The sequence below is a fragment of the Enterobacter cloacae complex sp. IR53030 genome (genome assembly GCF_049238365.1).
Lineage (GTDB): Bacteria > Pseudomonadota > Gammaproteobacteria > Enterobacterales > Enterobacteriaceae > Enterobacter > Enterobacter kobei.
Window position 1 is genome coordinate 112481 of sequence record NZ_JBMKHA010000012.1, and the last position, 22337, is coordinate 134817.

At 53.9% G+C, this 22337-nt stretch carries 18 protein-coding genes; 16 read left to right on the top strand and 2 right to left on the bottom strand.

All coding sequences use genetic code 11. The features are described 5' to 3' along the window. Positions 1–5: 5 nt before the first annotated feature. Positions 6–2681 carry a bifunctional uridylyltransferase/uridylyl-removing protein GlnD gene (glnD, locus tag ACOTXR_RS13920; RefSeq protein WP_014882625.1) on the bottom strand — a complete coding sequence of 892 codons (2676 nt, stop codon included), beginning with the start codon at positions 2679–2681 and terminating at the stop codon, positions 6–8. A 62-nt stretch (positions 2682–2743) separates the two neighbouring features. Beyond that, a complete protein-coding gene (gene map, locus ACOTXR_RS13925) occupies positions 2744–3538 on the bottom strand; it encodes a type I methionyl aminopeptidase (RefSeq protein ID WP_014882626.1) in 795 nt (264 codons plus the stop codon). 321 nt (positions 3539–3859) lie between these two features. Here map and rpsB point away from each other — a divergent pair, with 321 nt between their 5' ends. The 16 genes from rpsB (at position 3860) to dnaE (ending at position 22336) form a co-directional block, all read left to right on the top strand. Then, on the top strand, positions 3860–4585 hold the full coding sequence (gene rpsB, locus ACOTXR_RS13930) for a 30S ribosomal protein S2 (RefSeq protein WP_003856207.1): 726 nt from the start codon (positions 3860–3862) through the stop codon (positions 4583–4585). A 117-nt stretch (positions 4586–4702) separates the two neighbouring features. Continuing rightward, entirely contained in the window at positions 4703–5554 is an 852-nt protein-coding gene (gene tsf / locus ACOTXR_RS13935; protein ID WP_014882627.1) for a translation elongation factor Ts, read from the top strand. A 150-nt stretch (positions 5555–5704) separates the two neighbouring features. Further along, positions 5705–6430: a UMP kinase gene (gene pyrH, locus ACOTXR_RS13940; protein WP_023332129.1), complete on the top strand. Its 726-nt coding sequence runs from the start codon at positions 5705–5707 to the stop codon at positions 6428–6430. 167 nt (positions 6431–6597) lie between these two features. After that, on the top strand, positions 6598–7155 hold the full coding sequence (gene frr / locus ACOTXR_RS13945) for a ribosome recycling factor (RefSeq protein WP_014882629.1): 558 nt from the start codon (positions 6598–6600) through the stop codon (positions 7153–7155). A 95-nt stretch (positions 7156–7250) separates the two neighbouring features. Then, entirely contained in the window at positions 7251–8450 is a 1200-nt protein-coding gene (gene ispC, locus ACOTXR_RS13950) for a 1-deoxy-D-xylulose-5-phosphate reductoisomerase (protein WP_058690754.1), read from the top strand. A gap of 186 nt (positions 8451–8636) precedes the next feature. Further along, complete coding sequence (ispU, locus tag ACOTXR_RS13955) at positions 8637–9395, top strand: (2E,6E)-farnesyl-diphosphate-specific ditrans,polycis-undecaprenyl-diphosphate synthase (RefSeq protein WP_014882631.1); 759 nt, start codon at positions 8637–8639, stop codon at positions 9393–9395. 12 nt (positions 9396–9407) lie between these two features. Next, positions 9408–10265 (top strand): phosphatidate cytidylyltransferase, encoded by an 858-nt coding sequence (gene cdsA / locus ACOTXR_RS13960; RefSeq protein ID WP_014882632.1) that lies wholly within the window; start codon positions 9408–9410, stop codon positions 10263–10265. A gap of 11 nt (positions 10266–10276) precedes the next feature. Further along, entirely contained in the window at positions 10277–11629 is a 1353-nt protein-coding gene (rseP, locus tag ACOTXR_RS13965; protein WP_014882633.1) for a sigma E protease regulator RseP, read from the top strand. A gap of 31 nt (positions 11630–11660) precedes the next feature. Continuing rightward, entirely contained in the window at positions 11661–14078 is a 2418-nt protein-coding gene (gene bamA, locus ACOTXR_RS13970) for an outer membrane protein assembly factor BamA (RefSeq protein ID WP_014882634.1), read from the top strand. Between the two features lie 122 nt (positions 14079–14200). Further along, entirely contained in the window at positions 14201–14695 is a 495-nt protein-coding gene (gene skp, locus ACOTXR_RS13975) for a molecular chaperone Skp (RefSeq protein ID WP_014882635.1), read from the top strand. Positions 14696–14698: 3 nt separating this feature from the next. Further along, positions 14699–15724 carry a UDP-3-O-(3-hydroxymyristoyl)glucosamine N-acyltransferase gene (lpxD, locus tag ACOTXR_RS13980; RefSeq protein WP_045134605.1) on the top strand — a complete coding sequence of 342 codons (1026 nt, stop codon included), beginning with the start codon at positions 14699–14701 and terminating at the stop codon, positions 15722–15724. Between the two features lie 102 nt (positions 15725–15826). Continuing rightward, positions 15827–16282 carry a 3-hydroxyacyl-ACP dehydratase FabZ gene (fabZ, locus tag ACOTXR_RS13985; RefSeq protein WP_010426706.1) on the top strand — a complete coding sequence of 152 codons (456 nt, stop codon included), beginning with the start codon at positions 15827–15829 and terminating at the stop codon, positions 16280–16282. Between the two features lie 3 nt (positions 16283–16285). Next, positions 16286–17074 carry an acyl-ACP--UDP-N-acetylglucosamine O-acyltransferase gene (gene lpxA, locus ACOTXR_RS13990; protein WP_014882637.1) on the top strand — a complete coding sequence of 263 codons (789 nt, stop codon included), beginning with the start codon at positions 16286–16288 and terminating at the stop codon, positions 17072–17074. Next, the gene (lpxB, locus tag ACOTXR_RS13995) at positions 17074–18222 is read left to right on the top strand and encodes a lipid-A-disaccharide synthase (RefSeq protein ID WP_023332133.1); all 1149 of its coding nucleotides are present in this window, start codon (positions 17074–17076) and stop codon (positions 18220–18222) included. Before lpxA ends, lpxB begins: the two co-directional genes overlap by 1 nt. Continuing rightward, positions 18219–18815, top strand: a complete 597-nt coding sequence (gene rnhB, locus ACOTXR_RS14000) for a ribonuclease HII (RefSeq protein WP_023336774.1) — start codon at positions 18219–18221, stop codon at positions 18813–18815. Before lpxB ends, rnhB begins: the two co-directional genes overlap by 4 nt. 38 nt (positions 18816–18853) lie before the next feature. Then, positions 18854–22336: a DNA polymerase III subunit alpha gene (gene dnaE / locus ACOTXR_RS14005; RefSeq protein WP_023336775.1), complete on the top strand. Its 3483-nt coding sequence runs from the start codon at positions 18854–18856 to the stop codon at positions 22334–22336. Position 22337 lies beyond the last annotated feature (1 nt).

Genomic DNA, 22337 nt, shown 5'->3' on the forward strand with positions numbered 1-22337 from the left:
ACACGTCACCCTTTATCGTTTGGATTGAGGGCTGCTGTCAACCGTTGTTGCACTTCAAGTTGCAGGTCATTATTAAGGGCACGCCGGTCGGCGGTGGCGATTATAAATAAATCTTCTACTCGCTCGCCAATAGTTGTAATTCGGGCGCCATGAAGCGAAATTCCCAGATCGGCAAAAACCTGGCCGACGCGGGCGAGCAGCCCTGGCTGGTCGAGCGCGATCAGCTCCAGGAACGATTTACGGTCGGTGTGGGTCGGCAGGAAATTGACCTCGGTATCGACGGTAAAGTGGCGCAATTTCGCCGGCTGGCGACGCGGCTGCGGTGGCTGCCAGCTGCGCTGAGTGATCGCCTGTTCCAGACCGAAGCGTATCCCTTCATGTCTGTCCGACGAGAGCGGACTGCCGTCCGGCTCCAGTACGATAAAGGTATCCATCGCCATGCCGTCGCGGGTGGTAAAAATCTGCGCGTCGTGAACGCTCAGGTTACGCCTGTCCAGCTCGGCGCAGACCGCAGCAAACAGATAAGGCCGATCCGGGCTCCAGATGAAGATCTCCGTCCCGCCGCGCGTCGCCTGTGGGCTAAGCAGGATCATCGGCTGCGACAGATCGTGCTTCAGCAGATGTCGCGCGTGCCAGGCAAGCTGGTTTGGGCTGTGGCGGACAAAATAGTTGGCACGGCAGCGGGCCCAAATCTGATGCAGTGCTTCTTCATCAATGTTATCCATCCGCAGCAGCGCCAGGGCCTGCAGCTGGTGATGTCGCACGCGCTCGCGCATGTCCGGGGTGTTTTGCATTCCGCGACGCAGCTGTTTTTCGGTGGCGAAATAGAGCTCGCGCAGCAGGCTTTGCTTCCAGCTGTTCCACAGGGTTTCATTGGTGGCACAAATATCCGCGACCGTCAGGCACACCAGATAGCGCAGACGGTTCTCCGTCTGGACCTCTTCGGCGAATTGCTTAATTACCTCTGGATCCTGAATATCACGACGCTGGGCAGTGACTGACATCAGCAGGTGATGGCGTACTAGCCAGGCGACCAGCTGCGTTTCGCGCGAGTTGAGCCCATGCAGCTCGGCAAATTTCAGCACGTCCTGCGCACCCAGCACCGAGTGGTCTCCACCGCGGCCTTTGGCGATGTCGTGGAACAGGGCGGCAATCAGGATCAGTTCCGGATGGGTGAGGCGCGGCCACAGCTCCACGCAAAGCGGGTGGCGGGATCGCGTCTCTTCTTTCGCAAAGCTTTCCAGCTTGAGCATGACGCGGATCGTGTGCTCATCCACCGTGTAGGCGTGGAAGAGATCGAACTGCATCTGTCCGACGATGTGCGACCACTGCGGCATATAGGCCCACAGCACGCTATGACGGTGCATTGGCAGCAGACCACGGCTGACGGCGCCAGGATGACGGAGCATACTCAAAAACAGCGAGCGCGCTTCCGGGATATAGCACAGCGGCTGCGTCAGATGACGGCGCGCATGGCGCAGATGGCGCAGGGTGGTGGAGTAGATCCCGGTAATTGTGCTGTTGCGCACCATCGTGTAGAACATTCGCAGGATCGCTTCCGGCTCGCGGATAAACAGCGTTTCGTCCCGCAGGTCGATAAGCGTGCCGCGCAGCTGGAATTCGTCATCAATTGGGCGCGGCTTTTCGTCCGCCGTCAGGGCCAGAATGGCCTCGTCGAACAGCTGCAACAGCATCTGGTTCAGCTCGGTCACCCGGCGGGTGACGCGGAAGAAATCCTTCATCATCTGCTCAACCGGTTCGTTACCTTCGCCCTGATAATTCAATCGCTGCGCCACGCTGAGCTGGCGGTCAAACAGCAGGCGGTTATCGTAGCGGGTCACTTCCAGATGCAGGGCAAAACGGATGCGCCACAGCAGATGCAGGCACTCGTTCAGTTCGTTACGTTCGGCCTCGGTTAAAAAGCCAAAGCCGACCATCTCGTCCATTGAGGTGGCGCCAAAGTGGCGGCGGGCCACCCACTGTAGCGTGTGGATGTCGCGCAGGCCGCCGGGGCTGCTTTTAATATCGGGTTCAAGATTGTAACTGGTGCCGTGGTAGCGCTGATGGCGCTGATTTTGCTCCTCGACCTTCGCGGCGAAGAATTTTTCTGACGGCCAAAAGCCGTCGCTGAAGATGTGCTTTTGCAGCTCCAGGAACAGCGCCACGTCACCGATCAGCAGACGAGTTTCAATCAGGTTGGTGGCGACGGTCAGGTCAGATAAGCCCTCCAGCAGGCACTCTTCCAGGGTTCTCACGCTGTGTCCCACTTCCAGCTTCACGTCCCAGAGCAGGGTCAGCAGCTCGCCAATCTTCTGCGCCTGTTCGTCCGGTAGCTTTTTACGGCTTAAGATCAGGAGATCGATATCGGAAAGTGGATGAAGTTCACCGCGGCCATAGCCCCCGACGGCAACCAGCGCGATGTCGCTCACCTGCCCGAAACCGTAGTCGATCCACAGACGTTGCAGGAGCTGGTCGATAAATTCGGTGCGCGCTTCAATAAGTTGCTCGGCTGAGACCCCTGCGTCGAACGCGCTGCCCAGCCAGCGATGGAAAACATCCATATGGGCTTTGATATGCGCGCAGGTCAGCTCGTGCGACGGCCAGACGCCCGGGTTATCGGGCTGGTCGGGAAGGGTGGGAAGTGCTGTGTTAGCATACTGTTCGGGTAAGAGATTACTCATCGTGCGCCACCCATAAGAAAAAGCTATCGCCATTAAAAAAGCCGGCATTTGCCGGCTTCTTATCACTCAATGTTCGTCAGTATCGCCGGGATGGTGTCATCCTTGCGCAACGTCATAATTTCGCAGCCGTTGTCTGTTACCACAATAGTATGCTCGTACTGAGCAGACAAGCTTCTGTCTTTGGTTTTCACCGTCCAGCCATCTTTCATGGTGCGGATGCGGTAGTCACCGGCGTTCACCATCGGCTCGATGGTGAAGGTCATACCCTTTTGCAGCACCACGCCGCCGTCATCGGCATCATAGTGCAGAACCTGGGGTTCTTCATGGAAAACGCGGCCAATACCGTGACCGCAGTATTCGCGCACGACGGAGAACCCTTCCGCTTCTACAAACTTCTGGATGGCAGCACCAATGGTACGCAGGCGAATACCCGGCTTAACCATTTTCAGCGCCAGGTACAGGCTCTCTTGTGTCACTTTGCACAGACGCTCGCCCAGAATCGTTGGCTTGCCGACAATGAACATCTTAGAGGTGTCACCGTGGTACTCGTCTTTAATGACGGTCACGTCGATGTTGACGATGTCGCCATCTTTCAGCAGTTTTTCGTCGTCCGGGATACCGTGACAAACCACTTCATTAATAGAAATGCAGACGGATTTCGGGAAACCGTGGTAGCCGAGGCAGGCGGAAACCGCGTGCTGCTCGTTCACGATATAGTCGTTACAGATGCGGTCCAGTTCACCGGTGCTGACGCCCGGCTTCACGAACGGTTCGATCATTTCCAGCACTTCCGCGGCCAGACGACCGGCGACGCGCATCTTTTCAATTTCTTCAGGTGTCTTAATAGAGATAGCCATGTAATCTGTCCATCGGTGTCGATTTTTTCGACAATACTAGTCTAAGTGTCGTCAATGGTATCAGTCAGGCACGCTCCGTGCCAAATTGAGAATCATTAACAGCACACTCCGCCAACAACTGTTGGTTTCTGGTCGTGTTTTGTGGTATAAAGCGCGCCGGACTTCCGATCCATCTCAGATACACAGGCTGGACGGGAGCGACAAATCTCACTTTGTGTAACAACACACACGTATCGGCACATATTCCGGGGTGCCCTTCGGGGTCGGTAATATGGGATACGTGGAGGCATAACCCCAACTTTCAATATAGAGGTTTTAAACATGGCAACTGTTTCCATGCGCGACATGCTCAAGGCTGGTGTTCACTTTGGTCACCAGACCCGTTACTGGAACCCGAAAATGAAGCCTTTCATCTTCGGCGCGCGTAACAAAGTTCACATCATCAACCTTGAGAAAACTGTACCAATGTTCAACGAAGCCCTGGCTGAGCTGAACAAGATCTCTTCCCGTAAAGGTAAGATTCTGTTCGTTGGTACTAAGCGCGCTGCAAGCGAAGCTGTGAAAGATGCTGCTAACAGCTGCGACCAGTTCTTCGTGAACCATCGCTGGTTGGGCGGCATGCTGACCAACTGGAAAACTGTTCGTCAGTCCATCAAGCGCCTGAAAGATCTGGAAACCCAGTCTCAGGACGGTACTTTCGACAAGCTGACTAAGAAAGAAGCGCTGATGCGCACTCGTGAACTGGACAAGCTGGAAAACAGCCTGGGCGGTATCAAAGATATGGGCGGCCTGCCAGACGCGCTGTTCGTAATCGATGCAGACCACGAGCACATCGCTATCAAAGAAGCTAACAACCTGGGTATCCCGGTATTCGCTATCGTTGATACCAACTCCGATCCGGACGGTGTTGACTTCGTTATCCCGGGTAACGACGACGCAATCCGTGCTGTTAGCCTGTACCTGAGCGCTGTAGCTGCTACCGTTCGTGAAGGCCGTTCCCAGGATCTGGCTTCTCAGGCGGAAGAAAGCTTCGTAGAAGCTGAATAATAAGGTTTTACCCCTTATTAGTACCGTGTATGAATAGGGGCCCATTACCGGCCCCTTTTTTCAATTTACACTGTTTGGCCCCCGGCCGGGCAGTTCACATCTCCCGAGGATTTAAGAATGGCTGAAATTACCGCATCCCTGGTAAAAGAGCTGCGCGAGCGTACTGGCGCAGGCATGATGGATTGCAAAAAAGCGCTGACTGAAGCGAACGGCGACATCGAGCTGGCAATCGAAAACATGCGTAAATCCGGTGCGATCAAAGCAGCTAAAAAAGCAGGCAACGTTGCTGCTGACGGCGTGATCATCACCAAAATCGACGGCAACTACGGCATCATTCTGGAAGTTAACTGCCAGACTGACTTCGTTGCTAAAGATGGCGGTTTCCAGGCATTTGCGAACAAAGTTCTGGACGCAGCGGTTGCTGGCAAAATCACTGACGTTGAAGTTCTGAAAGCACAGTTCGAAGAAGAACGTGTTGCGCTGGTTGCTAAAATCGGTGAGAACATCAACATCCGTCGCGTTTCTTCTCTGGAAGGCGACGTTCTGGGCTCTTACCAGCACGGTGCACGTATCGGTGTTCTGGTTGCGGCTAAAGGCGCTGACGAAGAGCTGGTTAAACAGCTGGCTATGCACATCGCTGCAAGCAAACCAGAATTCGTTAAGCCAGAAGACGTGTCTGCTGAAGTGGTAGAAAAAGAGTACCAGGTTCAGCTGGACATCGCGATGCAGTCTGGTAAGCCAAAAGAAATCGCAGAGAAAATGGTTGAAGGCCGCATGAAGAAATTCACCGGCGAAGTTTCTCTGACTGGCCAGCCTTTCGTTATGGATCCAAGCAAGTCTGTTGCTCAGCTGCTGAAAGAGCACAACGCTGACGTAACTGGCTTCATCCGCTTCGAAGTGGGCGAAGGCATCGAGAAAGTTGAGACTGACTTCGCAGCAGAAGTTGCTGCAATGTCCAAGCAGTCTTAATGATTGAAAAGGAGCCGCCTGAGGGCGGCTTCTTTTTGTCACCCGTCATATGAAATCAGACAGGCTCCAGTATCGCTGTGCTGATTTGCGGCATATCATGTCGCCAGAATTAACTCCCATCTTAATCGTTGACAGTCTCAGGAAAGAAACATGGCTACCAATGCAAAACCCGTGTACAAACGCATTCTGCTTAAGCTGAGTGGCGAAGCGCTGCAGGGATCGGAAGGCTTCGGTATTGACGCAAGCATCCTTGATCGCATGGCACAGGAAATCAAAGAACTGGTCGAACTGGGTATCCAGGTTGGCGTGGTCATTGGCGGTGGCAACCTTTTCCGTGGTGCTGGTCTGGCGAAAGCGGGGATGAACCGCGTTGTGGGCGACCACATGGGTATGCTGGCAACCGTCATGAATGGCCTGGCGATGCGTGATGCGCTCCACCGCGCCTATGTGAATGCCCGCCTGATGTCCGCGATTCCACTGAATGGCGTATGCGATAATTACAGCTGGGCAGAGGCGATCAGCCTGCTGCGCAACAACCGCGTGGTGATCCTCTCCGCCGGTACGGGTAACCCGTTCTTTACGACCGATTCCGCTGCCTGCCTGCGCGGTATTGAGATCGAAGCCGATGTGGTACTGAAAGCGACCAAAGTAGACGGCGTGTTTACTGCCGACCCGGCAAAAGATCCTTCCGCCACCATGTACGATCAGCTGAGCTACGGCGAAGTGCTGGAAAAAGAGCTGAAAGTGATGGATCTTGCCGCCTTCACGCTGGCTCGCGACCACAAACTGCCGATCCGTGTCTTCAACATGAATAAGCCTGGCGCACTGCGCCGCGTGGTCATGGGCGAAAAAGAAGGCACTTTGATCACGGAATAATTTCCGTCGGCGATAAATACAGGTAAGATTCCGCTTTATTTTGTAGTGGTATCTTACCCGGGCGCGCCTTTGGCGTTGTCATGAATTAAACGCGACTATACTTAGCACACCTGTAGCGCTGTGCTGGCGGATAGTCTGCCTGAGACAAGTTTTCAAGGATTCGTAACGTGATTAACGACATCAGAAAAGATGCTGAAGTACGCATGGAAAAATGCGTAGAAGCGTTCAAAACCCAAATCAGCAAAATCCGTACTGGCCGTGCTTCCCCAAGCCTGCTGGATGGCATCATCGTGGAATACTACGGTACGCCAACCCCTCTGCGTCAGCTGGCGAGCGTGACGGTAGAAGATACCCGTACGCTGAAAATCAACGTGTTCGATCGCTCTATGAGCCCGGCGGTTGAGAAAGCGATCATGGCCTCTGACCTCGGTCTGAACCCAAGCTCTGCCGGTTCTGATATCCGCGTTCCACTGCCTCCACTGACGGAAGAACGTCGTAAAGATCTGATCAAAGTGGTGCGTGGCGAAGCTGAGCAGGGTCGCGTATCCGTGCGTAACGTTCGCCGCGACGCGAACGATAAAGTGAAAGCGCTGCTGAAAGAAAAAGAGATCAGTGAAGATGACGATCGTCGTTCTCAGGACGACATTCAGAAAATGACCGACGCAGCGATCAAGAAAATTGATGCGGCGCTGGCAGATAAAGAAGCGGAACTGATGCAGTTCTGATTTCTGTCGTACACTGATAAACGCCGTTCAGAGGGACTTCGGGTCTTGCTGGCGGCGTTTTGCTTTTATCTGGTCTAACTTTTTTCGGGCATCCCATGAAGCATTTAACTCTCCTTGGCTCAACCGGCTCTATCGGTTGCAGTACTCTCGACGTCGTCCGCCACAATCCTGAACATTATACCGTGACCGCGCTGGTCGCCGGTAAGAACGTGCAGCGCATGGTCGAGCAGTGCCTGGAGTTTATGCCACGTTATGCGGTGATGGATGACGATGAGAGCGCGCGTCAGCTGAAAACTCTGCTGCTTGAGAAGGGCAGTCGAACCGAGGTGCTGAGTGGGGCGCAGGCGGCCTGCGACATGGCGGCGCTGGATGAGGTTGACCAGGTCATGGCGGCTATTGTCGGTGCGGCCGGGTTGCTGCCGACGCTTGCGGCAATAGATGCGGGTAAAGATGTTCTGCTGGCCAACAAAGAGTCGCTGGTGACCTGCGGACGCCTGTTTATGGACGCGGTGAAGCAGCGCGGGGCGCGTCTTTTGCCGGTCGACAGCGAGCACAACGCCATTTTTCAGAGTTTACCGCAACCTTTTCAACAGAACCTGGGGTACGCTGACCTGGAGCAGAATGGCGTCGTGTCGATTCTGCTTACCGGGTCTGGTGGCCCGTTCCGTGAAACGCCACTGTCTGAACTGAGCGCAATGACGCCGGATCAGGCGTGTCGTCATCCGAACTGGTCAATGGGACGTAAAATCTCCGTTGACTCCGCCACCATGATGAATAAAGGTCTGGAATACATTGAAGCTCGCTGGCTGTTTAATGCGTCAGCGAAACAGATGGAAGTTCTGATTCACCCGCAATCGGTCATTCACTCGATGGTGCGCTATCAGGATGGCAGCGTGCTGGCACAGCTGGGCGAGCCGGATATGCGTACGCCCATCGCCCATACAATGGCGTGGCCAAACCGGGTGAAATCGGGCGTGAAGCCGCTTGATTTTTGTAAGCTAAGTTCCCTGACGTTCAGTGAACCCGATTACGATCGCTATCCTTGTCTGAAGCTTGCGATGAACGCCTTCGACCAGGGACAGGCGGCGACGACGGCACTGAATGCAGCCAACGAAATTACCGTTGACGCATTTCTGCATCAGCAAATCCGCTTTACCGATATCGCAACGTTGAATTTATCGGTACTGGAAATAATGGATTTGCGTGAGCCTCAAAGTGTGGAAGAGGTGCTGGCGGTCGATGCTGCTGCACGTGAAATTGCGCGTAAACAGGTGAGCCGTCTCGCAAGCTGGTGATAAAGCAAGCACTAGTCGTCGTGCTATTTGTTAGCTTTGGGCTTCAGTGATATAGTCTGCGCCACCTGATCGCAGGAATTTGACTTTATGTGGTCAGGTAAGCCGTGGTTTGACACGGCTTTTTTATGTACAGGCTTAAGTATTCCTGAGTACCGTTAAATCCTTTTCAGGGACAAAAAACGCGTTATGTTGTCTGCGAATCAACCAATAAGCGAAAACTTGCCAGCTCATGGCTGCCGTCATGTAGCAATCATTATGGATGGCAATGGCCGCTGGGCGAAAAGACAAGGGAAGATACGAGCCTTTGGGCATAAAGCAGGGGCGAAATCCGTTCGCCGCGCCGTTTCTTTTGCCGCGAATAACGGCATTGATGCGTTAACGCTCTATGCTTTTAGCAGTGAAAACTGGAATCGACCGCCGCAGGAAGTGACTGCGTTGATGGAACTGTTTGTGTGGGCGCTCGACAGCGAAGTAAAAAGCCTGCACCGCCACAACGTCCGCCTGCGTATCATTGGCGATACCAGTCGTTTTAACTCACGTTTGCAGGAACGGATTCGTAAAGCAGAAGCGCTGACTGAAAATAATACCGGTCTGACGCTCAATATCGCGGCGAATTACGGCGGACGCTGGGATATTATCCAGGGCGTTCGGCATCTGGCCGAACAGGTTCAGGAAGGGCTGTTGAGACCCGACCAGATTGATGAAGAGGCGCTGAGCAAGCAAATCTGCATGAATGAGCTGGCACCTGTGGATTTGGTAATTAGGACAGGGGGGGAACATCGCATAAGTAACTTTTTGATATGGCAAATTGCCTATGCCGAACTTTACTTTACAGATGTTCTTTGGCCCGATTTTGATGAACAAGACTTTGAAGGTGCGCTGCATGCCTTTGCCAATCGAGAGCGTCGTTTCGGCGGCACCGAGCCAGGTGGCGACAACGCCTGATGGGGGTAGCTTTTGCTGAAGTATCGCCTGATTTCCGCTTTTGTATTAATACCCATTGTCATTGCGGCGCTGTTTTTACTGCCCCCGGTGGGATTCGCTATTGTCACGCTGGTGGTCTGCATGCTCGCGGCGTGGGAATGGGGACAGTTTAGCGGCTTTACCTCGCGCAATCAGCGAGTATGGCTTGCGGTACTCTGTGGCTTTATTCTGGCCATAATGCTGTTTACGTTGCCTGAATATCACCACGATATTCATCAGCCGCTGGTTGCCGGTTCCTTGTGGATATCGCTGGCCTGGTGGGTGGCTGCATTGCTGCTGGTTCTTTTTTATCCAGGCTCTGCGGCTTTATGGCGTAATTCAAAAGTGTTGCGACTCATTTTTGGTCTGCTCACCATTGTGCCTTTTTTCTGGGGGATGGTCGCGCTACGCGCCTGGCACTATGACGAAAACCACTATAGCGGTGCGATCTGGCTGCTTTATGTGATGATTCTCGTCTGGGGGGCTGACTCCGGGGCCTATATGTTTGGTAAACTGTTCGGCAAACATAAACTGGCGCCGAAGGTGTCTCCAGGGAAAACCTGGCAAGGATTCATCGGCGGCTTGTTTACGGCTGCAGTTATCTCCTGGGGCTATGGCGTCTGGGCGGATCTGGCAGTGGCTCCGTCAATACTGCTGGTATGCTCTATTTTTGCAGCGCTTGCCTCAGTGCTCGGTGATTTAACCGAAAGTATGTTTAAGCGTGAAGCAGGGATTAAGGACAGCGGACATCTGATTCCAGGGCATGGCGGTATACTGGATCGCATTGACAGCCTGACAGCGGCTGTTCCAGTGTTTGCTTGCCTGCTTTTACTGGTATTCGGGACGATTTAACGGAAGGTTTTATGCTGAGCATTCTCTGGAATCTGGCGGCGTTCATTGTTGCACTGGGTGTGCTGATTACCGTGCATGAATTTGGCCATTTCTGGGTTGCTCGCCGTTGTGGTGTGCGGGTAGAGCGATTCTCCATTGGTTTTGGCAAATCACTCTGGACGCGCACCGACCGTCACGGCACGGAATTTGTCATTGCACTTATCCCGCTTGGCGGCTACGTCAAAATGCTCGACGAACGCGTCGAGCCTGTCGCACCCGAGCTGCGACACAGTGCGTTTAACAACAAAACCGTTGGACAACGCGCTGCCATCATTGCTGCCGGACCGGTAGCCAACTTCATCTTTGCAATTTTCGCTTACTGGCTGGTGTTTATTATCGGCGTCCCTGGTGTGCGTCCGGTGGTGGGGGAAATTGCGCCCAACTCTATCGCGGCGAATGCGCAAATTACGTCCGGGATGGAACTTAAAGCGATTGATGGCATCGAAACCCCTGATTGGGATGCCGTGCGACTGCAACTGGTAGCCAAAATTGGCGATGCGCAGACAACCCTCAGCGTATCGCCGTTTGGGTCAGACGCGCGTCAGGACAAAGTACTGGATTTACGCCACTGGCGTTTCGAGCCCGATAAAGAAGATCCCGTCGCAGCGCTGGGTATTCGTCCCCGCGGTGCGCAGATTGAGCCGGTATTAGCTGAAGTCCAGCCAAATTCGGCGGCGAGCAAAGCGGGTTTGCAAGCGGGCGACAGGATCGTTAAAGTCGATGGTCAACCATTAACAGAGTGGATGACCTTTGTTACTCTGGTGCGCGATAATCCGGGGACGTCCCTCGCGCTGGAAGTTGAAAGGCAAGGCAGTCCGCTTTCGCTGACGCTGATCCCGGATACGAAGTCGGTCGGCAAAAAGGCAGAAGGGTTCGCAGGCGTTGTGCCAAAAGTGATCCCGCTGCCAGATGAGTACAAGACAATACGCCAGTATGGGCCGTTCAGCGCCATCCTTGAAGCCACGGATAAAACATGGCAACTGATGAAGCTGACGGTCAACATGTTGGGGAAATTGATAACCGGTGATGTGAAACTGAACAACCTCAGTGGGCCAATCTCGATTGCTCAGGGGGCTGGGATGTCAGCGGAATTCGGGGTGATTTACTATCTCATGTTCCTCGCGCTCATTAGCGTGAACCTTGGGATAATCAACCTGTTCCCGCTTCCCGTGTTAGACGGGGGTCATCTGCTGTTTTTAGCGATTGAAAAGCTAAAAGGCGGACCGGTATCCGAGCGAGTTCAAGACTTTAGTTACCGCATCGGCTCGATTTTGCTGGTGCTGTTAATGGGGCTTGCACTTTTCAATGATTTCTCTCGGTTGTAAGAGAGTTAGTTAGGAAGAACGCATAATAACGATGGCGATGAAAAAGTTGCTCATAGCGTCGCTGCTGTTTAGCAGCGCCACCGTATACGGTGCTGACGGGTTCGTAGTGAAAGACATTCATTTCGAAGGCCTTCAGCGTGTCGCCGTTGGTGCGGCCCTCCTCAGTATGCCTGTGCGCCCCGGCGATACGGTTAATGATGAAGATATCAGTAACACCATCCGTGCTCTGTTTGCCACCGGCAACTTCGAGGATGTCCGCGTCCTGCGCGATGGTGATACGCTGCTGGTACAGGTAAAAGAACGTCCAACGATCGCCAGTATCACTTTCTCCGGTAACAAGTCGGTGAAAGATGACATGCTCAAGCAAAACCTTGAAGCATCCGGTGTTCGTGTGGGGGAATCTCTGGACCGCACAACCCTTTCAGACATTGAAAAAGGTCTGGAAGACTTCTACTACAGCGTCGGTAAATACAGTGCCAGCGTGAAAGCGGTGGTTACGCCGCTCCCACGTAACCGTGTTGACCTGAAGCTGGTCTTCCAGGAAGGTGTTTCCGCGAAGATCCAGCAGATCAACATCGTGGGTAACCACGCGTTTAGCACCGACGAACTGATCTCCACTTTCCAGCTGCGCGATGAAGTGCCGTGGTGGAACGTGGTTGGCGATCGTAAATACCAGAAACAGAAACTGGCGGGGGATCTCGAAACCCTGCGCAGCTACTATCTGGATCGCGGTTACGCCCGTTTCAACATCGACTCGACTCAGGTCAGTCTGACGCCGGACAAGAAAGGTATCTACATCACGATTAACATCACTGAAGGCGATCAGTACAAGCTTTCCGGTGTTGAAGTCAGTGGTAACCTGGCCGGGCATTCAGCTGAAATTGAAGCGCTGACTAAAATTCAGCCGGGCGATCTGTACAGCGGTTCTAAAGTCACCAAAATGGAAGACGGCATTAAGAAGCTGCTCGGCCGCTATGGTTATGCTTACCCGCGTGTACAAACACAGCCGGAAATCAACGACGCGGATAAAACCGTTAAGCTGCATGTTAACGTTGATGCGGGTAACCGTTTCTACGTACGTAAGATCCGCTTCGTCGGTAACGATACCTCCAAAGACTCCGTTCTGCGTCGCGAAATGCGTCAGATGGAAGGGGCATGGTTGGGTAGCGACCTCGTTGACCAGGGTAAAGAGCGTCTGAACCGTCTGGGCTATTTCGAAACCGTGGACACGGAAACGCAGCGTATACCCGGCAGCCCGGATCAGGTTGATGTCGTGTATAAGGTGAAAGAGCGTAACACCGGTAGCTTCAACTTCGGTGTGGGCTACGGTACTGAAAGTGGCGTGAGCTTCCAGGTTGGCGTCCAGCAGGATAACTGGCTGGGTACAGGTTACTCTGTCGGTATTAACGGCACCAAAAACGACTACCAGACCTACTCTGAGTTCTCTGTTACCAACCCATACTTCACCGTTGACGGTGTAAGCCTGGGCGGTCGTATCTTCTATAACGACTTTAAAGCAGACGACGCAGACCTCTCCTCCTACACCAACAAGAGCTATGGTGTAGACGGAACGCTCGGCTTCCCGGTTAACGAATACAACACCCTGCGTGCGGGCTTAGGTTACGTGCATAACGACCTGTCCAACATGCAACCTCAGGTGGCGATGTGGCGTTATCTGGACTCTATTGGCCAGTCTGCGAGTAAAACCGGCGATAACAATGGTTTTGCTGCGGATGACTTCACCTTCAACTACGGCTGGACCTATAACCGCCTCGACCGTGGTTACTTCCCAACGGAAGGTTCTCGCGTCAACCTGAACGGTAAAGTGACCGTTCCGGGCTCTGACAATGAGTTCTACAAGGTAACCCTGGATACCGCGTCCTACTTCCCAATTGATGATGACCACAAGTGGGTCGTTCTGGGTCGTACCCGTTGGGGCTATGGTGATGGTATCGGCAGTAAAGAGTTGCCGTTCTACGAGAACTTCTACGCGGGTGGTTCCAGCACCGTGCGTGGCTTCCAGTCCAACAACATTGGTCCGAAAGCGGTTTACTACGGCGGTAACGATAAAGATAACTGCTATAAATCTTCATCTTCCGAAGTGTGTAGCTCTGATGATGCAGTGGGCGGTAACGCAATGGCCGTGGCCAGCCTCGAGTTCATCACACCAACGCCGTTTATCAGTGATAAATACGCGAACTCCGTCCGTACGTCCTTCTTCTGGGATGCCGGTACGGTGTGGGACACCAACTGGCAGAATACTGCACAGATGCGTGATGCTGGCGTTCCAGACTACAGCGATCCGAGCAATATTCGCATGTCTGCTGGTATCGCATTACAATGGATGTCACCGCTGGGACCGTTGGTCTTCTCTTACGCCCAGCCGTTTAAGAAATACGATGGAGACAAGGCGGAGCAATTCCAGTTTAACATTGGTAAAACCTGGTAATAATCCGCTGCAAAGGAATGCGTTGGCAGTGTAGCGCTGACAACCGGCGATCGGTAAAACGGTCGCCTTGCCACGCAAAGAACGGTACCTTCTGGTGCCAATGGGATGGTAAGGAGTTAATTGTGAAAAAGTGGTTATTAGCTGCAGGTCTCGGTTTAGCGATGGCAACTTCTGCTCAGGCAGCAGACAAAATCGCAATCGTCAACATGGGTAATTTGTTCCAGCAGGTTGCACAGAAAACGGGTGTTTCTGCAACACTGGAAAACGAATTCAAAGGCCGTGCGAGCGAACTGCAGCGTATGGAAGGCGATCTTCAGTCCAAAATGCAGCGTCTGCAGCGTGATGGTTCTACCATGAAAGCAAGCGATCGCAGCAAACTGGAAAAAGACGTTATGGCTCAGCGCCAGACCTTCTCTCAGAAAGCGCAGGCTTTCGAGCAGGATCGTCAGCGTCGTTCTAACGAAGAGCGTGGCAAACTGGTCACTCGCATTCAGACTGCTGTTAAAGCAGTGGCTGCCGATCAGAGCATCGATCTGGTTGTTGATGCGAATGCCGTTGCTTTCAACAGCAGCGATGTTAAAGACATCACCGCTGATGTTCTGAAACAGGTTAAATAAGTAATGCCTTCAATTCGACTGGCTGATTTAGCTCAGCAGTTGGATGCAGAATTACACGGTGATGGCGATATCGTCATCACCGCTGTTGCGTCCATGCAATCTGCTAAAGCTGGCACGATTACCTTCATGGTAAGCCCTAAGTACCGTGAACAACTGGCTCAATGCCAGGCGTCAGCTGTTGTTCTGACGCAGGACGATCTTCCCTTTGCCACTGGAAGTGCACTGGTAGTGAAAAACCCCTACCTGACGTATGCACGCATGGCTCAAATTCTTGATACCACGCCGCAGCCGGCTCAGAACATTGCTGCCAGTGCAGCAATCGATCCGACGGCTAAGCTTGGTAACAACGTTGCCGTTGGTGCGAATGCGGTTATCGAGTCTGGCGTTGTGCTGGGTGATAACGTCGTGATTGGCCCGGGGTGCTTCGTTGGGAAAAATACGAAAATCGGCGCAGGAACCCGTTTATGGGCCAATGTGTCCATTTATCATGAAGTTGAAATCGGCGAAAATTGCCTCGTCCAGTCCAGCACCGTGATTGGTTCTGATGGCTTTGGTTACGCGAACGATCGCGGTAACTGGGTTAAGATCCCGCAGCTTGGTCGCGTTATTATTGGCGATCGCGTGGAGATTGGGGCCTGTACCACGATCGACCGTGGTGCACTCGACGACACGATCATTGGCAATGGTGTTATCATCGATAACCAGTGCCAGATTGCGCATAACGTTGTGATTGGCGACAATACCGCAGTTGCGGGGGGCGTCATCATGGCGGGCAGCCTGAAAATTGGTCGTTATTGCATGATTGGCGGTGCGAGCGTGATTAATGGCCACATGGAAATATGCGACAAGGTGACGGTGACGGGCATGGGCATGGTAATGCGTCCGATCACCGAACCTGGCGTCTATTCCTCGGGCATTCCGCTGCAACCCAACAAGGTATGGCGTAAAACAGCAGCACTGGTGATGAACATTGATGATATGAGCAAGCGACTCAAGTCTCTTGAGCGTAAGATCGATCAACAAGACTAAACGTCACCCGTTTAACGCTATCTTTCCCGGCCTGTCGGCTTTCTAATAAACCGGCAGGCCGTGTTATTATTGTTATCAGTACATTTTGACAGGAAGAGTATTTTGACTACTGACACTCATACTCTGCATATTGAAGAGATTTTAGAACTTCTGCCGCACCGCTACCCGTTTTTGCTGGTAGACCGTGTGCTGGATTTTGAAGAAGGTCGTTTTCTGCGCGCAGTGAAAAATGTTTCCGTGAACGAACCGTTCTTCCAGGGACACTTCCCGGGTAAGCCTATCTTCCCGGGTGTGTTGATTCTGGAAGCGATGGCTCAGGCTACCGGTATTCTGGCGTTTAAAAGCGTTGGTAAACTGGAGCCAGGTGAACTCTATTACTTCGCAGGTATTGATGAAGCGCGCTTTAAGCGTCCTGTCGTGCCTGGTGATCAGATGATCATGGAAGTCACTTTTGAAAAAACGCGTCGTGGCCTGACTCGCTTCAAAGGCGTAGCGCTGGTTGACGGCAAAGTTGTTTGCGAAGCGACGATGATGTGTGCTCGTAGCCGGGAGTCCTGATACGTGATTGATAAATCTGCCTTTATTCATCCTACTGCTATTGTGGAAACCGGCGCCATCATTGGTGCCAACGTTCACATTGGCCCGTTCTGTATTGTTGGACCCAATGTCGAAATTGGTGAGGGTACAGTACTGAAATCTCACGTTGTCGTGAATGGTCATACGACCATTGGCAGCAATAACGAGATCTATCAGTTCGCTTCCATCGGCGAAGTTAACCAGGATCTGAAATATGCTGGTGAGTCGACCCGTCTGGAAATTGGCGATCGTAACCGTATTCGCGAAAGCGTCACCATTCATCGTGGAACAGTACAGGGTGGTGGGTTGACGAAGGTGGGTAGCGATAACCTGTTTATGGTGAATGCGCATATTGCGCATGACTGTACCGTGGGCGATCGCTGTATTCTTGCCAACAACGCAACGCTGGCAGGACACGTATCTGTTGATGACTTCGCAATTATTGGCGGCATGACCGCAGTCCATCAGTTCTGCATCATTGGTGCACACGTGATGGTCGGTGGCTGCTCCGGTGTGGCGCAGGACGTCCCACCGTATGTGATTGCGCAGGGCAACCATGCCACGCCGTTTGGCGTGAACATCGAAGGCCTCAAGCGTCGTGGTTTTAGTCGCGAAGCGATTACTGCCATCCGTAACGCGTACAAACTGCTGTACCGTAGCGGTAAAACGCTGGAAGAGGCGAAGCCGGACATTGCCGAACTGGCGGATAAGTTCCCGGAAGTGAACGCGTTCATGGAGTTCTTTGACCGTTCAACAAGGGGTCTGATTCGTTAATGGTCGACAGTCGTCCGCTTACGATAGCCCTGGTCGCCGGAGAAACCTCCGGCGATATTCTTGGTGCCGGTCTCATCCGCGCGCTCAAAGCTCGCGTACCAAACGCCCGCTTTGTTGGCGTGGCTGGCCCGCTGATGCAGGCCGAAGGCTGTGAAGCCTGGTATGAAATGGAAGAGCTGGCCGTGATGGGCATTGTTGAGGTGCTGGGGCGTTTGCGACGCTTGCTGCATATTCGTGCCGATCTTACCCGCCGCTTTACCGAGCTCAAACCCGATGTGTTTGTCGGTATCGATGCACCCGACTTCAACATTACCCTCGAAGGTAATCTGAAAAAGCAGGGCATCAAAACCATTCATTACGTCAGTCCGTCCGTTTGGGCGTGGCGACAGAAACGCGTTTTCAAAATTGGACGGTCCACCAATCTGGTGCTGGCTTTTCTGCCTTTCGAAAAAGCGTTTTACGACAAATTTAATGTTCCGTGCCGTTTTATCGGTCATACCATGGCGGATGCGATGCCGCTGGATCCGGATAAAAACGCGGCGCGCGACGTGCTCGGTATCCCTCATGATGTGCACTGTCTGGCATTGCTGCCAGGAAGCCGTGGCGCAGAAGTGGAGATGCTGAGCGCTGATTTCCTGAAAACCGCGCAGATTCTTCGCAAGACGTATCCCGATCTTGAAGTGGTCGTGCCGCTGGTGAATGCCAAACGCCGCGAGCAGTTCGAACGCATTAAAGCGGAAGTCGCCCCGGATCTTCACGTCCGCCTGCTGGACGGGAAAGGTCGGGAAGCGATGTTTGCGAGCGATGCCGCACTGCTGGCCTCTGGCACGGCTGCGCTGGAATGTATGCTGGCGAAATGCCCGATGGTGGTCGGTTATCGTATGAAGCCGTTTACCTTCTGGCTGGCAAAACGTCTGGTGAAAACGGATTATGTCTCCCTGCCAAACCTGCTTGCCGGGCGCGAGCTGGTAAAAGAGCTCTTACAGGATGAGTGCCAGCCTCAGGCGCTGGCGGAGGCCCTGTTGCCGCTGCTCGCCAACGGCAAGACCAGCCACCAGATGCATGATACCTTCCGTGAACTGCATCAACTGATCCGCTGCAATGCAGATGAGCAAGCGGCCGATGCAGTGCTGGAGTTAGCAAAATGATGGAATTTGTATACCCTCACACGCATCTTGTGGCAGGGGTGGACGAAGTCGGTCGTGGCCCGTTAGTGGGGGCTGTTGTGACCGCCGCGGTGATCCTGGATCCCGCCCGCCCGATCGTCGGGCTAAACGACTCAAAAAAATTATCCGAAAAACGTCGACTGGCCCTGTTCAGTGAGATTCAGGAGAAGGCTCTGGCCTGGAGCCTGGGGCGCGCTGAGCCGCATGAAATCGACGAGTTGAATATTTTGCATGCTACAATGCTGGCCATGCAGCGCGCGGTAGCGGGCCTGAAAATTGCCCCGGAATATGTCCTGGTTGACGGCAACCGCTGCCCGGCACTGCCGATGCCTTCGATGGCGGTCGTCAAAGGCGATAGCCGTGTCGCCGAGATCAGCGCAGCATCTATTATTGCCAAGGTGACACGCGACGCTGAAATGGCCGCGCTGGACCTCACTTACCCTCAGTATGGCTTCGCCCAGCACAAGGGGTATCCTACGGCTTTCCATCTGGAAAAGCTGGCTGAACATGGCGCAACTGAACATCACCGGCGCAGCTTTGGCCCGGTGAAACGCGCGCTGGGACGGGTGTCCTGAATCAATACGCAAGCAATTAAGTAACGCGGAATCTGAAGATGGCTGAACCACGTTTCGTACACCTGCGGGTGCATAGCGACTACTCCATGATCGATGGGCTGGCGAAGACCGGGCCGCTGGTAAAAAAGGCGGCCGCGCTTGGCATGCCTGCGCTGGCGATCACCGATTTTACCAACCTGTGTGGCCTGGTGAAGTTCTACGGAACGGCACATGGCGCGGGGATGAAGCCTGTCGTCGGTGCGGATTTTCATGTTCAGAGCGATCTCATCGGCGATGAACTGACGCAAATTTCCGTGCTGGCCATGAACAACACGGGCTACCAGAACCTCACTCTGCTTATTTCGAAAGCCTATCAGCGCGGCTATGGCGCGCTGGGCCCGTGGATCGACCGGGACTGGCTGGCGGAACTGAACGAAGGGCTGCTGCTGATCTCCGGTGGCCGCATGGGCGACGTCGGCAAATGCCTGCTGCGTGGCAACAGCGCGCTGGTGGATCAGTGCGTCTCGTTTTATGAAGAATATTTCCCGGATCGTTACTATCTGGAATTGATCCGCACCGGCCGCCAGGACGAAGAGAGCTATCTGCACGCCGCTGTTGCGCTGGCTGAAGAGCGCGGTTTGCCCGTGGTGGCGACGAATGATGTGCGTTTCCTGGAATCCGGCGATTTTGACGCCCACGAAATTCGTGTGGCGATCCATGATGGCTTCACCCTTGACGATCCAAAGCGCCCGCGTAATTACTCATCGCAGCAGTATATGCGCAGCGAAGAGGAGATGTGCGAGCTCTTTTCCGATATCCCTGAAGCGCTGGAAAACAGCGTAGAGATTGCCAAGCGCTGTAACGTCACCGTGCGCCTCGGCGAATACTTCCTGCCGCAGTTCCCGACGGGTGACATGACGACGGAAGATTTCCTGGTCATGAAATCGAAGGAGGGTCTGGAAGAGCGTCTCGAATTCCTCTTCCCGGATGAAGAAGAACGTAAAAAACGTCGTCCGGAGTATGACGAGCGTCTGGATATAGAGCTTCAGGTTATCAACCAGATGGGCTTCCCCGGCTACTTCCTGATCGTTATGGAGTTCATTCAGTGGTCGAAGGATAACGGGGTGCCGGTAGGTCCGGGCCGTGGATCCGGTGCGGGCTCGCTGGTGGCGTATGCATTAAAAATTACCGACCTCGATCCGCTGGAATTCGACCTGCTGTTCGAACGTTTCCTCAACCCGGAACGTGTTTCCATGCCCGACTTCGACGTCGACTTCTGCATGGAGAAACGCGATCAGGTGATCGAGCACGTAGCGGACATGTATGGCCGTGACGCGGTATCGCAGATCATTACCTTCGGTACCATGGCGGCGAAAGCGGTTATCCGCGACGTGGGTCGTGTACTCGGCCACCCGTACGGTTTCGTCGATCGTATTTCTAAGCTGGTACCGCCCGATCCGGGCATGACGCTGGCAAAAGCGTTTGAAGCCGAACCTCAGCTGCCGGAAATCTACGAAGCTGACGAAGAAGTCAAAGCCCTGATCGACATGGCGCGCAAGCTGGAAGGCGTCACGCGTAACGCCGGTAAGCATGCGGGTGGCGTGGTTATTGCTCCGACCAAAATTACCGACTTCGCGCCGCTCTACTGCGATGAAGCGGGTGAGCATCCAGTCACTCAGTTTGATAAGAACGACGTGGAATACGCCGGGCTGGTGAAGTTTGACTTCCTCGGCCTGCGTACGCTGACGATCATCGACTGGGCACTGAAGATGATCAACCCGCGCCGGGAAAAGCAGGGCCTTGAACCGATAGACATTGCTGCCATCCCGCTGGATGACAAGAAAAGTTTCGACATGCTGCAGCGCTCGGAGACCACCGCGGTCTTCCAGCTTGAATCCCGCGGCATGAAAGACCTGATCAAGCGCCTGCAGCCTGACTGCTTCGAAGATATGATCGCACTGGTGGCGCTGTTCCGCCCGGGGCCGCTGCAGTCGGGGATGGTAGATAACTTTATCGACCGTAAGCACGGTCGCGAAGAGATTTCCTACCCGGACGTGCAGTGGCAGCATGAAAGCCTGAAACCGGTACTGGAGCCGACCTACGGCATCATCCTGTACCAGGAACAGGTCATGCAGATTGCTCAGGTGCTTTCTGGTTATACCCTCGGCGGCGCGGACATGCTGCGTCGTGCGATGGGGAAGAAAAAACCGGAAGAGATGGCCAAGCAGCGCTCCATCTTTGAAGACGGCGCGAAGAAAAACGGCGTTGACGGCGAGCTGGCGATGAAAATCTTCGACCTGGTGGAGAAATTCGCCGGGTACGGATTTAACAAATCCCACTCTGCCGCCTATGCCCTAGTCTCATACCAGACGCTGTGGCTGAAAGCGCACTATCCTGCTGAATTTATGGCGGCGGTAATGACTGCCGATATGGATAACACCGAGAAGGTCGTTGGCCTGGTGGATGAGTGCTGGCGCATGGGGCTCAAGATCCTGCCGCCGGATATTAACTCGGGGCTTTACCATTTCCACGTCAACGACGACGGGGAGATCGTTTACGGGATCGGTGCGATCAAGGGCGTGGGTGAAGGGCCGATCGAGGCGATCATCGAAGCGCGTAACAACGGCGGCTATTTCCGCGAGCTGTTCGATCTGTGCGCCCGTACCGATACCAAAAAACTGAACCGCCGCGTACTGGAAAAGCTGATCATGTCCGGCGCGTTCGACAGGCTGGGGCCGCACCGCGCTGCGCTGATGAACTCCCTCGGCGATGCCCTGAAAGCGGCGGACCAGCACGCGAAAGCGGAAGCCATTGGGCAGGCAGATATGTTCGGTGTGCTGGCGGAGGAGCCGGAGCAGATTGAGCAGTCGTACTCTAACTGCCAGCCGTGGCCAGAACAGGTCGTGCTGGATGGCGAGCGTGAAACGTTAGGCTTGTACCTGACGGGTCACCCGATCAACCAGTACATCAAAGAAATTGAGCGCTATGTCGGCGGCCACAGGCTAAAAGACATGCATCCGACAGAACGTGGTAAAATTACCACGGCTGCGGGGCTCGTGATTGCTGCAAGGGTTATGGTCACCAAGCGCGGCAATCGTATCGGCATCTGTACGTTGGATGACCGTTCCGGGCGTCTGGAGGTGATGTTGTTCACCGACGCGCTGGATAAATACCAGCAATTGCTGGAAAAAGACCGCATACTTATCGTCAGCGGACAGGTCAGCTTTGATGACTTCAGCGGGGGGCTTAAAATGACCGCCCGCGAAGTGATGGACATTGACGAAGCCCGGGAAAAATATGCTCGCGGGCTTGCTATCTCGCTGACGGACAGGCAAATTGATGACCAGCTTTTAAACCGACTCCGTCAGTCTCTGGAACCCCACCGCTCGGGGACAATTCCAGTACATCTCTACTATCAGAGGGCGGATGCACGTGCGCGGTTGCGCTTTGGTGCAACGTGGCGTGTCTCTCCGAGCGATCGTTTACTGAACGATCTCCGTGGCCTCATTGGTTCGGAGCAGGTGGAACTGGAGTTTGACTAAT

What these genes read in the sequence shown, in the direction of transcription:
- dnaE (WP_023336775.1), top strand. Translation starts at nt 18,854, where the DNA reads ATGGCTGAACCACGTTTCGTACACCTGCGGGTGCATAGCGACTACTCC.
- rseP (WP_014882633.1), top strand. Translation starts at nt 10,277, where the DNA reads ATGCTGAGCATTCTCTGGAATCTGGCGGCGTTCATTGTTGCACTGGGT.
- rnhB (WP_023336774.1), top strand. Translation starts at nt 18,219, where the DNA reads ATGATGGAATTTGTATACCCTCACACGCATCTTGTGGCAGGGGTGGAC.
- ispU (WP_014882631.1), top strand. Translation starts at nt 8,637, where the DNA reads ATGTTGTCTGCGAATCAACCAATAAGCGAAAACTTGCCAGCTCATGGC.
- ispC (WP_058690754.1), top strand. Translation starts at nt 7,251, where the DNA reads ATGAAGCATTTAACTCTCCTTGGCTCAACCGGCTCTATCGGTTGCAGT.
- lpxD (WP_045134605.1), top strand. Translation starts at nt 14,699, where the DNA reads ATGCCTTCAATTCGACTGGCTGATTTAGCTCAGCAGTTGGATGCAGAA.
- map (WP_014882626.1), bottom strand. Translation starts at nt 3,538, where the DNA reads ATGGCTATCTCTATTAAGACACCTGAAGAAATTGAAAAGATGCGCGTC.
- pyrH (WP_023332129.1), top strand. Translation starts at nt 5,705, where the DNA reads ATGGCTACCAATGCAAAACCCGTGTACAAACGCATTCTGCTTAAGCTG.
- bamA (WP_014882634.1), top strand. Translation starts at nt 11,661, where the DNA reads ATGGCGATGAAAAAGTTGCTCATAGCGTCGCTGCTGTTTAGCAGCGCC.
- tsf (WP_014882627.1), top strand. Translation starts at nt 4,703, where the DNA reads ATGGCTGAAATTACCGCATCCCTGGTAAAAGAGCTGCGCGAGCGTACT.
- rpsB (WP_003856207.1), top strand. Translation starts at nt 3,860, where the DNA reads ATGGCAACTGTTTCCATGCGCGACATGCTCAAGGCTGGTGTTCACTTT.
- lpxB (WP_023332133.1), top strand. Translation starts at nt 17,074, where the DNA reads ATGGTCGACAGTCGTCCGCTTACGATAGCCCTGGTCGCCGGAGAAACC.
- glnD (WP_014882625.1), bottom strand. Translation starts at nt 2,681, where the DNA reads ATGAGTAATCTCTTACCCGAACAGTATGCTAACACAGCACTTCCCACC.